Annotated in this window: 13 protein-coding genes; 8 read left to right on the forward strand and 5 right to left on the reverse strand. The window is 53.6% G+C overall.

Going from position 1 to position 11887, the window contains the following annotated elements:
• Positions 1 to 16: 16 nt before the first annotated feature.
• Together kdsD and ACMHLI_RS17565 are read right to left on the reverse strand one after the other, a co-directional pair.
• The gene (gene kdsD, locus ACMHLI_RS17560; RefSeq protein WP_413530562.1) at positions 17 to 1003 is read right to left on the reverse strand and encodes an arabinose-5-phosphate isomerase KdsD; all 987 of its coding nucleotides are present in this window, start codon (positions 1001 to 1003) and stop codon (positions 17 to 19) included.
• Positions 1004 to 1022: 19 nt separating this feature from the next.
• Positions 1023 to 2000: a calcium/sodium antiporter gene (locus ACMHLI_RS17565; protein WP_413530563.1), complete on the reverse strand. Its 978-nt coding sequence runs from the start codon at positions 1998 to 2000 to the stop codon at positions 1023 to 1025.
• A gap of 337 nt (positions 2001 to 2337) precedes the next feature.
• Here ACMHLI_RS17565 and mlaF point away from each other — a divergent pair, with 337 nt between their 5' ends.
• The 7 genes from mlaF to murA all read left to right on the forward strand — a co-directional run bounded on the left by mlaF (position 2338) and on the right by murA (position 7236).
• The gene (gene mlaF, locus ACMHLI_RS17570; RefSeq protein ID WP_056776271.1) at positions 2338 to 3141 is read left to right on the forward strand and encodes a phospholipid ABC transporter ATP-binding protein MlaF; all 804 of its coding nucleotides are present in this window, start codon (positions 2338 to 2340) and stop codon (positions 3139 to 3141) included.
• 15 nt (positions 3142 to 3156) lie between these two features.
• Complete coding sequence (gene mlaE / locus ACMHLI_RS17575) at positions 3157 to 3939, forward strand: lipid asymmetry maintenance ABC transporter permease subunit MlaE (protein ID WP_112169205.1); 783 nt, start codon at positions 3157 to 3159, stop codon at positions 3937 to 3939.
• Positions 3940 to 3943: 4 nt separating this feature from the next.
• The gene (gene mlaD / locus ACMHLI_RS17580; protein WP_413530564.1) at positions 3944 to 4501 is read left to right on the forward strand and encodes an outer membrane lipid asymmetry maintenance protein MlaD; all 558 of its coding nucleotides are present in this window, start codon (positions 3944 to 3946) and stop codon (positions 4499 to 4501) included.
• A 41-nt stretch (positions 4502 to 4542) separates the two neighbouring features.
• The gene (gene mlaC / locus ACMHLI_RS17585; RefSeq protein WP_413530565.1) at positions 4543 to 5175 is read left to right on the forward strand and encodes a phospholipid-binding protein MlaC; all 633 of its coding nucleotides are present in this window, start codon (positions 4543 to 4545) and stop codon (positions 5173 to 5175) included.
• Positions 5172 to 5489 carry a lipid asymmetry maintenance protein MlaB gene (gene mlaB, locus ACMHLI_RS17590; protein ID WP_413530566.1) on the forward strand — a complete coding sequence of 106 codons (318 nt, stop codon included), beginning with the start codon at positions 5172 to 5174 and terminating at the stop codon, positions 5487 to 5489. The genes mlaC and mlaB overlap by 4 nt, the downstream gene beginning before the upstream one ends.
• A 174-nt stretch (positions 5490 to 5663) precedes the next feature.
• On the forward strand, positions 5664 to 5918 hold the full coding sequence (gene ibaG / locus ACMHLI_RS17595; RefSeq protein WP_112169210.1) for a BolA family iron metabolism protein IbaG: 255 nt from the start codon (positions 5664 to 5666) through the stop codon (positions 5916 to 5918).
• 58 nt (positions 5919 to 5976) lie between these two features.
• The gene (murA, locus tag ACMHLI_RS17600; RefSeq protein WP_413530567.1) at positions 5977 to 7236 is read left to right on the forward strand and encodes a UDP-N-acetylglucosamine 1-carboxyvinyltransferase; all 1260 of its coding nucleotides are present in this window, start codon (positions 5977 to 5979) and stop codon (positions 7234 to 7236) included.
• A gap of 72 nt (positions 7237 to 7308) precedes the next feature.
• On the opposite strand, the gene degS is transcribed toward murA, so the two are convergent.
• The 3 genes from degS to zapG all read right to left on the reverse strand — a co-directional run bounded on the left by degS (position 7309) and on the right by zapG (position 10393).
• Positions 7309 to 8376, reverse strand: a complete 1068-nt coding sequence (degS, locus tag ACMHLI_RS17605) for an outer membrane-stress sensor serine endopeptidase DegS (protein ID WP_413530568.1) — start codon at positions 8374 to 8376, stop codon at positions 7309 to 7311.
• A gap of 86 nt (positions 8377 to 8462) precedes the next feature.
• A complete protein-coding gene (degQ, locus tag ACMHLI_RS17610) occupies positions 8463 to 9830 on the reverse strand; it encodes a serine endoprotease DegQ (protein WP_413530569.1) in 1368 nt (455 codons plus the stop codon).
• A gap of 161 nt (positions 9831 to 9991) precedes the next feature.
• Entirely contained in the window at positions 9992 to 10393 is a 402-nt protein-coding gene (gene zapG, locus ACMHLI_RS17615) for a Z-ring associated protein ZapG (RefSeq protein ID WP_112169216.1), read from the reverse strand.
• Positions 10394 to 10678: 285 nt separating this feature from the next.
• Between zapG and zapE the strand changes: the two genes are divergently transcribed.
• Positions 10679 to 11815, forward strand: coding sequence for a cell division protein ZapE (zapE, locus tag ACMHLI_RS17620; RefSeq protein WP_413530570.1), 1137 nt, complete (start codon positions 10679 to 10681; stop codon positions 11813 to 11815).
• Positions 11816 to 11887: the final 72 nt, after the last annotated feature.

An 11887-nucleotide genomic window follows, 5' to 3' on the forward strand; every position in this document is an offset into this window, starting at 1 on the left:
TCAGGGCATTCCTCAATTAAACTACGCCAGCGCGCAGCATGTCGTGCATATGTAACACACCCAACAACTGGTCACCATCAGCAACCATCACACAGGTAATGTGTTTTTCCTGCATTAAATTCAGCGCATCGACGGCCAGCAGGGAAGGACGCACGCGAACGCCGCCGGTGGTCATCACATCCGCAATGGACGCAGTGTTGATATTGACGCCCATGTCGAAAATCCGACGTAAATCGCCGTCGGTGAAGATCCCATGAATTTTCATCAGGTCGTCGCAGATAACGGTCATCCCCAGATTCTTGCGGGTGATTTCCAGCAGGGCATCGCGCAAAGACGCATCGCGGCTGACGTGGGGTATTTCATCACCTGAGTGCATGATATCGCTAACGCGCAGCAGGAGCTTGCGACCCAGTGCTCCGCCGGGATGTGACAGGGCGAAATCTTCCGGCGTAAAACCGCGTGCTTCAAGCAGCGCAACGGCAAGGGCATCACCCATCACCAGTACCGCCGTGGTGCTGCTGGTTGGTGCTAAGCCGAGCGGGCACGCCTCTTTGGGCACCCGCACGCAAAGATGCACGTCGGCCGCTTTTCCCATGGTACTTTCGGGATTCGCGGTCATGCAGATAAGCGTAATGGCTAAACGCTTTAACACCGGGATTAGCGAGAGAATCTCATTCGCTTCGCCGGAGTTGGAAATCAGGATCACGACGTCCTGTTTGGACACCATGCCGAGATCGCCATGGCTGGCTTCGCCCGGGTGAACAAAAAACGCCGGGGTGCCAGTACTGGCGAAGGTGGCGGCCATTTTCCGGCCGATGTGGCCTGACTTGCCCATTCCCATCACCACGACTTTACCGGTGCAGGCGAAAATCTTCTCACAGGCACGGGTGAAATCACCGTTGATGTATTGATCTAACTGCTCAAGTCCTTCACGTTCTGTTTTCAGCACTTCACGTCCGACAGCCTGGAAATCAAAGTCGGAGGCGAGGATATCGTTAGCCATAGTCAATTCCTGACAGAGTTCAGAGGCCGATACCGTCCGGTTGAAGGAACAGCACCGCCATATAAGCGATAAATCCACAGAGTAACAGTGCACCGGCTAAATGACCGATACGGTGTTTTCGCATCAGGCACAGCCCGGTTAGTACTATACTGACCGCCAGCATGACCCAGTAATCGCGATGAAACGCATCCGGGTTGAACGAGCCCGGCGCCACCAGCGCGGGTAATCCCAGCACCAGACAGGTATTAAAGATATTCGCGCCGATGATGTTACCCAGCGCGATGTCGTCTTCACCTTTAAGAGCACCGGCAATAAACGTCGCCAGTTCCGGCAGGCTGGTTCCAATGGCAATTACCGTCAGGCCAATCACCAGCTCGCTGACGCCAAAATAACGGGCAATCACGGTACTGTTATCGACAATCATCCCTGACGCCAGCGGCATAATGATAAAGCCCAGCGCCAGCCACAAAAACGCCACGGTGTTACTGCTGTCGGAAGGCAGCTCGGACATCTGCTCATAAGTCAGCGTATCGAGCCCTTCTTTTTCGGCCGCGCGGGCGATTTTTATCACCAGCATCATAAAGGCCGCGGCGCTGGCCAGCAGCAAAACGCCATCAACGCGGCTGAGTTCACCGTCACTTAACAGAAAACCGCAGAGCCCTGTGACCAGTAACAATAGAGGGAGTTCGCGGCGTAATATATCAGAACGCACGGAAAGTGGATGAATCAGGGCTGCACCGCCCAAAATCAGAAGAATATTAATGATATTTGAACCAATTGCGTTTCCGACCGCCAAATCCATTTGATCATTGATGGCGGCAGTGGTGGAAACGACCAGCTCAGGAAGGGAGATCCCGACGCCGACGACGGTCATCCCGATAATAAGCGGAGGCATGCCCATCGAACGTGCTAATACTGCGGCTCCGTACACCAGACGATCGGCGGCATACACAAGAAGTAAGAGGCCGACAATCATCAGTACGATAGCGAGAAGCATGAAACATCCTTTCTTGGGTATAATGCGAGGTTCGTAGCCCTGGCGGGCAGGCGATTCCTTCGTCAACATAGGCTGGCGCGATATTTTGTCTGAAAAGGGCGCCAGCAGGTTCCTGTATGTTAGACGATGAAGGCTTTTATCATAAAATGGTTATTCGTTGATTTTGACCGTCTGTGGCGGAAAAGTAAATCGATGGCAACTTTGGTAACGAAACTGGGGTAAGTTTTTGTAAAAATACCAAAGTTATACAACACGGCTTGCGTGCCAGACGTATTCTTAGCGAAAGTAATTTAAGCGGAAGTCGTCTTTTGCAAAGGCATTCCGAAGGGATAAACGAATGAGTCAAAGCGAGTCGAATCTGGTAGAGATCAAGGGCATGAGCTTCGTGCGCGGCGATCGTCCCATTTTCGAAGAGATAAATATGACGGTGCCGCGAGGCAAAATCACCGCCATTATGGGGCCTTCAGGGATCGGTAAAACGACGTTGCTGCGCCTGATCGGTGGTCAGCTGACGCCCGACAGCGGTGAAATCTGGTTCGACGGGGACAATATTCCGACTCTTTCGCGCCGCAAGCTGTATGAGTCCCGCAAGAAAATGAGCATGTTGTTTCAGTCCGGTGCATTGTTTACTGACCTCAATGTGTTCGAGAATGTGGCGTTTCCGCTGCGCGAACACAGTAAATTGCCGGAAGCCTTGCTGCGCAGCACGGTAACCATGAAGCTGGAAGCGGTCGGTTTGCGCGGTGCCGGTGAACTGATGCCTGCTGAATTATCCGGCGGGATGGCCAGACGCGTGGCACTGGCGCGTGCTATTGCGCTCGACCCGGAACTTATCATGTTCGATGAGCCGTTCGTCGGGCAGGATCCCATTACTATGGGCGTGCTGGTTAAACTGATTGATGAGCTGAACCATGCGCTTGGCGTCACCTGCATCGTGGTGTCTCACGACGTCCCCGAAGTGCTGAGTATTGCCGATTACGCTTATATCGTGGCTGCACAACATGTCATTGCTGAAGGAACGCCTGAGGAGCTGCAAAACAATCCTGATCCGCGCGTTCGTCAGTTCCTTGACGGTATTGCCGATGGACCGGTGCCTTTCCGTTTCCCGGCCGGTGATTACAAAGCCGAGTTGCTCGGATGATGGAGTTTCCTATTTATGTTAACTAAGGCGCTAGCCTCAGTCGGGCGTCGCGGGATACAAACCTGCGTCTCTTTTGGCCGTGCGGGCCTGATGCTCTTCCGGGCACTGGTCGGTAAGCCGCAATTCGCCAAGCAGTGGCCGTTGCTCATCAAGCAACTCTACAGCGTCGGCGTGCTCTCCCTGTTAATCATCCTGGTGTCCGGCCTGTTTATCGGCATGGTGCTGGGGTTACAGGGCTACCTGATTTTAACCACCTACAGTGCTGAAGCCAGTCTGGGCATGATGGTCGCGCTCTCTTTGCTGCGCGAGCTGGGCCCTGTGGTGACCGCCTTACTGTTTGCCGGTCGCGCCGGTTCTGCTTTAACCGCAGAGCTGGGTCTGATGAAAGCGACGGAGCAAATCTCCAGTCTTGAAATGATGGCGATCGATCCGCTGCGCCGCGTTGTGGCACCGCGTTTCTGGGCCGGTCTGATTTCCATGCCTTTGCTGACGGCAATATTTGTCGCGGTAGGGATCTGGGGGGGATCGCTGGTCGGCGTGGATTGGAAAGGTATCGACAGCGGTTTCTTCTGGTCAGCGATGCAAACCGCGGTAGACTGGCGGACTGACTTGCTTAACTGCCTGATTAAAAGCCTTGTTTTCGCGATCACAGTGACCTGGATTGCGCTTTTCAATGGCTATGATGCGATCCCGACGTCCGAAGGGATCAGCCGGGCAACGACACGTACTGTGGTGCATTCGTCACTGGCGGTGCTGGGATTAGATTTTGTGCTGACAGCACTGATGTTTGGAAATTAAAACCATGCAAACGAAAAAGAGTGAAATCTGGGTTGGCGCATTTATGATTATCGCATTGATTGCGGTGGTCTTCCTGTGTCTGAAAGTCGCAGATATCCGCTCCATCGGTTCGGATCCCACTTACCGTATTTCTGCGGACTTCGACAATATCGGTGGCCTTAAAAGCGGTTCACCGGTGAAAGTGGGCGGCGTAGTTATCGGTCGTGTCAGTAGCATCACGTTGGATAAAAATTATTCTCCGCGTGTCGAAATGAATATTGACCAGAAGTACAACCAGATCCCAAGCACCAGTACGCTGGCGATCCGTACCTCCGGTCTACTGGGCGAACAATTCCTGGCACTGAATATTGGTTTTGAAGATCCTGAGATGGGGACGACTATCCTTAAAGAGGGCGGCGTCATTCAGGACACCAAATCAGCGCTGGTTCTTGAAGATCTGATCGGTCAGTTCCTGTACAAGAGCGGTGATGGAAAGGCCGACCCTGATGCGGGCGAGGCACCTGCTGCAAATGCCACCCCTGCACCTGATGCTAATACAGCGCCGCAACCGGCTGCGCAATAAGCATTTGGCAACGTGGATTCTCCAATAAAGAGGAAGTTAGAATGTTTAAACGTTTAGTAATTGCTGCGCTGCTGGTAGTGATGGCCCCGATGGCCAATGCTGCTGTGGATAAAACCAATCCCTACAGCGTGATGAATGAAGCGGCGAACAAGACTTTCACCCGTCTTAAAAACGAACAGCCAAAAATTAAGCAGGATCCAAACTATCTGCGTCAGGTCGTCCGCGACGAGCTTCTGCCGTATGTGCAAATCAAATATGCCGGTGCGCTGGTGTTAGGCCGCTATTATCAGCAGGCTACCCCGGCACAGCGTGATGCTTACTTCGCGGCGTTCAGCGATTATCTGCAGCAGGCTTATGGCCAGGCGCTGGCGCTGTACAACGGTCAGAGCTATCAGGTTCAGCCAGAACAGTCTTATGCCGACAAAGATATCATCGCCATCCGCGTGACCATCACCGATCCAAACGGCCGTCCTCCGGTTCGTCTGGATTTCCAGTGGCGTAAAAACAGCCGCACCGGTGAGTGGCAGGCGTATGACATGATAGCCGAAGGCGTCAGCATGATTTCCACTAAGCAAAATGAATGGGCGGATATCCTGCGTCAGAAAGGGATTGATGGTCTGACTGCACGCCTGAAACAGGCTGCGGCACAACCGATTACTCTGGATCAAAAATGAGTGATGCCCTGCGCTGGGAATGCCAGCCGCCGTTGCTGACGTTGCGCGGCTGCCTGGATCGCGAAACGTTGTTGCCGGTCTGGGATGCGCGTAAATCGCTGCTGACCGGCGTCACGCGTCTGGATGTCTCCGGGCTGGATCGCGTGGATTCTTCCGGTCTGGCGTTGCTTGTGCATTTGCGTCAGGAAGCCAGCCAGCAAGGCATCTCCCTGACCCTTGAAGGTACTACCGACCGGCTGAGAACGCTGATCACGCTGTATAACCTTCAGGACATTATTCCAGCCGACATCTCCGCTCCGGCGGTCAGTCAGTGAATAAAGAATAGTGAGTGGTTACGGTAAGTTAGCGAACCTGCCGTGAACTGCTAACGTAAAGACCTCAAAGCCCCTGTGCGAAACTCTTCCTCAGGGGCTTTTTCGTGGTTTAAGATTTGCCCCGATCCCTATAAGATACCGGGCTGTTATGATCCTTCAGAAGAATAGATCCCTATGGAAACGAATGAAATTAAAGAAGTGCTGATGAATGCTTTGGCACTGGATGAAGCCCACATTACTGGCGATGGCAGTCATTTTCAGGCCATTGTCGTTGGTGCGATGTTTGATGGCATGAGCCGCGTGAAAAAACAGCAGACCGTTTACGCCCCGCTGATGGAATACATCGCCGACAATCGAATTCACGCACTGTCTATCAAGGCTTATACCCCGGAAGAATGGGCGCGTGACCGTAAACTGAGTGGTTTATAAGACTGTCGGGTATCCGCAGCTTCCTCCAATTTGAACCTCATAAAAGAGAGCCGTCCTAATGGATAAATTTCGTGTACAGGGTGGGACTCGCTTAAACGGCGAAGTGACTATCTCTGGTGCAAAAAACGCCGCACTTCCTATTTTGTTTGCCGCACTGCTCGCAGAGGAGCCGGTTGAACTTCAGAACGTTCCTCATCTGAAAGACATTGATACCACCATCAAGCTGCTTGGTCAGCTGGGCACCAAGATTGAACGCAACGGTTCTGTGTTCGTGGATGCCAGCGGTGTGAATGAGTTTTGTGCGCCGTACGATCTGGTGAAAACCATGCGTGCTTCCATCTGGGCACTCGGTCCTCTGGTTGCGCGCTTTGGCCGTGGTCAGGTTTCTCTGCCGGGCGGCTGCGCGATTGGCGCACGTCCTGTTGACCTGCATATCACCGGTCTGGAACAGCTGGGCGCAACAATTGTGCTGGAAGAGGGTTACGTAAAAGCCTCTGTAGAGGGTCGCCTGAAAGGTGCGCACATCGTGATGGATAAAGTCAGCGTGGGCGCGACGGTCACCATCATGAGTGCTGCTACGCTTGCCGAAGGCACCACCATCATTGAAAACGCCGCGCGCGAGCCGGAAATTGTCGATACCGCCAACTTCCTCAACACGATTGGTGCAAAAATCACCGGTGCAGGCACCGATAAAATTACCATCGAAGGTGTAGTCCGTCTTGGTGGCGGTGTATATCGCGTAGTTCCTGACCGTATCGAAACCGGGACTTTCCTGGTGGCAGCGGCTATCTCCGGCGGTAAAGTCACCTGCCGTGAAGCGCGCCCTGATACGCTGGATGCCGTTCTGGCAAAACTGCGTGAAGCGGGCGGCGACGTTGAAGTGGGTGAAGACTGGGTCAGCCTGGATATGCACGGCAAACGCGCTAAAGCAGTCACCTTCCGCACTGCGCCTCACCCTGGTTTCCCGACCGATATGCAGGCGCAGTTTAGCCTGTTGAATCTGGTGGCAGAAGGTACCGGTGTTATCACCGAAACCATCTTCGAAAACCGCTTCATGCACATCCCTGAGCTAATCCGTATGGGGGCTCACGCGGAAATCGAAGGCAGCACGCTTATCTGTCATGGCGTTGAAAAACTGTCTGGCGCGCAGGTGATGGCGACTGATTTGCGCGCATCAGCCAGCCTGGTTCTGGCGGGTTGTATTGCAGAAGGCGTCACCGTGGTTGACCGTATTTATCATATCGATCGTGGCTATGAGCGTATTGAAGATAAACTGCGTCAGCTGGGCGCGAAAATTGAGCGTTTCAAAGGCGAGTAATTCTTAAGCCTGACGCAATAAAAAAGCCGGAAGGGGAAACCTTTCCGGCTTTTTCGTTTATGGGGTTTAGGGTCAGTGGTCAGGATATTCCTGCACGGTGACCTGCAACGTCAGCTTGTCGCCGTTGCGCATGATTTCCACCGGAATAACGGTGCCGGGACGCACTTCCGCAACCTGATCCATCGTTTCGATAGCGGAAACTGCCGGTTTGTTATTCACGTTAACAATGACGTCACTGACCCGCATACCCGCATTGGCCGCCGGGCCGTTAGCTGTCACTTCGTTTACCACGATGCCCTGAATGCGATCCAGACCGCTGTTCGGGCCGTGCAGTGGCGACACCTCGCGGCCGCTGATCCCGATATAACCGCGAATAACGCGGCCGTCGCGGATCAGTTTGCCCATCACTTTGGTCGCCAGTGCGGTAGGGATGGCAAAGCCGATCCCTTCCGGCGTCGCGCCATCGTTGCTCTGGTCAAAGGATAATGTATTGATACCCACCAGCTCGCCGAGTGAATTGACCAGCGCGCCGCCTGAGTTACCCTGGTTTATCGAGGCATCGGTTTGCAGGAAGTTCTGACGGCCGGACGGGCTGAGGCCGATACGGCCTGTGGCGCTGATGATACCCTGTGTCACCGTCTGCCCGAGATTGTACGGGTTGCCGATCGCCATCACGATGTCGCCGACGTGCGGATTACGGTTCGGGTTAATCGGGATGACTGGCAAATTCCCGGCGTTGATTTTCAGCACGGCCAGATCTGTCAGGCTGTCGGAGCCGACCAGCAGCGCTTCGAATACCCGGCCATCCTGCAAGGCAACAATAATCTGGTCAGCATTATTGATAACATGCTTGTTGGTGAGAATATAGCCGTTGTCATTCATGATCACGCCAGAACCTAGCGTGCGGATCTGCAATTCGTTTTGCGAGCTGTTGCCCATGTTGCGGTTGTATACGTTGACCACTGCCGGCGCGGCGTGTCGTACACCCGAGTTATAGCTAACCGGTTCTTCGCTGGTTTGGGTGAAATTGCGTTCGAACAACGGTTCCGTGATCTTTTTACGCAGCATAGGCACCGCCGCCAGCAAAATTCCGGCAACAATCAGACCAATAACAGCGGATCTCAATAGCTTAACAAACATGAGTGTATGGGTACGAGAGGAAAAGTGACTGAAGAATAGCACGAGTTAATCGGACGCAGCAGCACCTGCGTCCGATTTTCAACGCTTTACGGCATCAGCAGGTACATATTTTGCCCTTTACGCACAATGCTCAGGGCAATCAGATCCGGTTTGGTTTCGAGTATTTTGCGCAACGCCGCCAGATTGTCGATGGGTTCACGGTTAACGCCGATGATCACATCGTCTTTTTCCAGACCCACCTGTTCAGCCGGTGTGCCTTTTTTGACGTCATCGACCTTAACGCCCTTGCCGGTTTTCGCCTCCACATCACTGAGCGTGACGCCTTGCAATGCCGGATTGATCTTCTCGATGCCCACTTCCACGGCCGGGCTTTGCGCCAGCGTGACATTGACGGTCATCGGTTTGCCTTCGCGCAGTAAACCAATCTGCATCACCACGCCAGGTCCGGCGGTGCCGACTTTGGCGCGCAGTTCCGCGAAGCTGCTGAGCGTTTTGCCCTGTAACGTAATTAATACGTCGCCGGATTTGATGCCCGCTTTGGCCGCCGCAGAGTCTGGCAGCACTTCATTGACGAACGCGCCGCGCTGGCTGTCCAGTTTAAATGCCTGCGCCAGTTCCGGCGTCATTTCGCTGCCGCGAATACCCAGCAGACCGCGTTTGACTTCGCCAAACTCAATCAGCTGGTGGCTCAGATTTTTCGCCATATTTACCGGGATCGCAAAACCAATCCCGACGCTGCCGCCCTGAGAGGAGATGATCGCAGTGTTGATCCCGATAAGTTCGCCTTTCAGATTCAGCAGTGCGCCACCGGAGTTGCCTCGGTTAATGGAAGCATCGGTCTGGATAAAGTTTTCCAGCCCTTCGAGATTCAACCCGCTGCGTCCAAGTGCGGAAACAATCCCTGATGTGACGGTCTGCCCCAGTCCGAAGGGATTCCCTACCGCGACGGCGAAATCGCCAACCTGTAAGGCATCGGAATCGGCCATCGCAATTTGCGTCAGGTTTTTTGCGTCAATCAGCTGGATCACTGCAATGTCCGACTGGTCATCTTTGCCAATCAGTTTGGCTTTGTATTCGCGGCCATCGTTGAGCTGGACGGTAATCTTATCGGCATTGTTCACCACATGGTTGTTGGTGAGGACATAGCCTTTGGCAGCATCAATGATGACGCCGGAACCCAGCCCTTCAAACGGCTGAGCGCCCTGATTAGGTTCAGGATCTTGCTGACCAAAGAAAAATTTGAATTCGGGAGGTACGTCTGTGCTTGGCGGTTGTGTACCGGAAACCTGAACGCCAACCACGGCGGGCAATACTTTTTCAAGCATCGGCGCGAGACTGGGCAGCGGTTGCCCCTGAACGGCCATCGGCAAAGCAGCAGTTGCCATCGGCGCAGAAGCGAAGGTTAATCCGAGGCTAACAGCTAACACACTGAGCAAAAATGACTTTTTCTTCATCAGGATAACTCTCTCGCTTTCTGTAATGGGCGTCTTTATCGACAATCGAATGATGATTCACAGCACGGGAAAGGGCAGGTCCGGAGACGGTGCATGCGCAGGGCATGCACCGTGGTTGTCCCGGCGCCGATGAACAGCGATGCCGGGCAATGTTGCGTGGGTTATTTGCGTACAGGACGCTCGCCGCGCAACAGACCCGATGCACCATCAGAGTAATCGCGTGGCATCTGAACCGGTGCCTGATCGTTATCGGCTTCAGAACCTGTCAGACGGTAGTTGAAAGGATTATCCTGTGCAGGCATGTCCGGCAGCAGGTTGTTAGAGCTTTTCGCCATGTGCTGATAAAGCTGACGGTAATCCGTCGCCATGTTATCGAGCAGTTCTGCGCTGCGCGCAAAGTGGCCTGTCAGTTCCTGACGATATTCGTCGAGTTCTGCTTTGCTTTTCTCCAGCTCATTTTTCATGACTTGCTGATCGCGTAATTGACGATTGCCAAAGCGCATCGCCACCGCACCAATCGCGATACCGACCACTAATCCAATGAGTGCATACTCCCAGGTCATAATGACTCCTATTTTGACTTCGTTGTCCCGCAGGGCTTTTTCACGTAACTTTTATGACTTAACTTTTTTACACAATGCTTTTAACGTTATTGTCACACGCATTCGTCATGCAATAGCTCCACTATAACCGTTAACCTTGTCTGTGTGGAATCCTGCCGTCACAATCACCGCAGTCCGGCGCCTTTTTCGCGCACAGACTGAAGGGAAAAGCAGCGAACCGACAGCAAAAAAGCGGCTAAACGACGTGAAAAACATTAAAATTTTTTCTCAGGGACGTTAACTAACATGCAACCCAAATCACCCCTTATCCTTTATCAGAACGCTGTTGATGCCGGAGAGTTCCAGCCGGACGCCGTTCAGAAGCAGGCTGTGGCCCAGCTTGATACCATCTATCAGGCACTCAGTGCCATCTCAGCCCCTGCCGCTCAGTCAGCCAAACGTGGTGGCATGCTGGGGCGCCTGTTCGGCAAGGCACCGGTAAAAACTGCGCAGCGTCCGGTTCAGGGCTTATATATGTGGGGCGGAGTAGGGCGCGGCAAGACCTGGCTGATGGATTTGTTTTTCCATAGTTTGCCGGGCGAGCGCAAATTGCGCCTGCACTTCCACCGTTTTATGCTGCGCGTTCATGAAGAGCTGACGCAGTTGCAGGGGCAGGAAGATCCGCTGGAAGTGATCGCCGATCGCTTCAAGGCTGAAACCGACGTGCTGTGTTTCGACGAATTCTTTGTCTCTGATATCACCGATGCCATGCTGCTGGCTACGCTGTTACAGGCGCTGTTTGCCCGTGGTATCACGCTTATCGCTACGTCTAACATTCCGCCGGACCTGCTGTACCGCAACGGGCTGCAACGCGCGCGCTTCCTGCCTGCAATCGATCTGATTAAAGAATACTGCGACGTGTTGAATGTCGATGCGGGCATTGATTACCGTCTGCGTACGCTGACGCAGGCGAATCTTTGGCTGTCACCGGCCGGGGAAGAGACCACTGACGCGATGCATTCAATGCTTGGCAAGCTGACCGGTAATCACAGCGGCTCAGCCGAGACAAAACCGGTGCTGGAAGTGAATCATCGTCCGATGCAGGCGATCGCCGCTGTCGACGGCGTGCTGGCGGTAGAATTTCATACTTTGTGCGAAGAAGCGCGCAGCCAGCTCGACTACATCGCTCTTTCAAAAATCTATCACAGCGTGTTACTGCACAATGTGCCGGTGATGGGGGCGGACAGCGAGAATGCAGCGCGACGTTTTCTGGCGCTGGTGGATGAGTTCTATGAACGTCATGTGAAGCTGGTTATCTCTGCCGCGGTGCCGATGTTTGAGATTTATCAGGGCGAGCGGCTGAAGTTCGAATATCAGCGTTGCCTCTCACGCCTGCAGGAGATGCAGAGCGAGGAATACCTGAAAAGACCGCATCTGCCTTGATCTTGTTGACTAAAAGGCAGGCGATAAATCGTATAAAAAAGAAACAGTGCATCGCACAAGGGCGGCCGTTAC

The organism is Rahnella inusitata, from assembly GCF_965118895.1.
Classification (GTDB): domain Bacteria; phylum Pseudomonadota; class Gammaproteobacteria; order Enterobacterales; family Enterobacteriaceae; genus Rahnella; species Rahnella inusitata_A.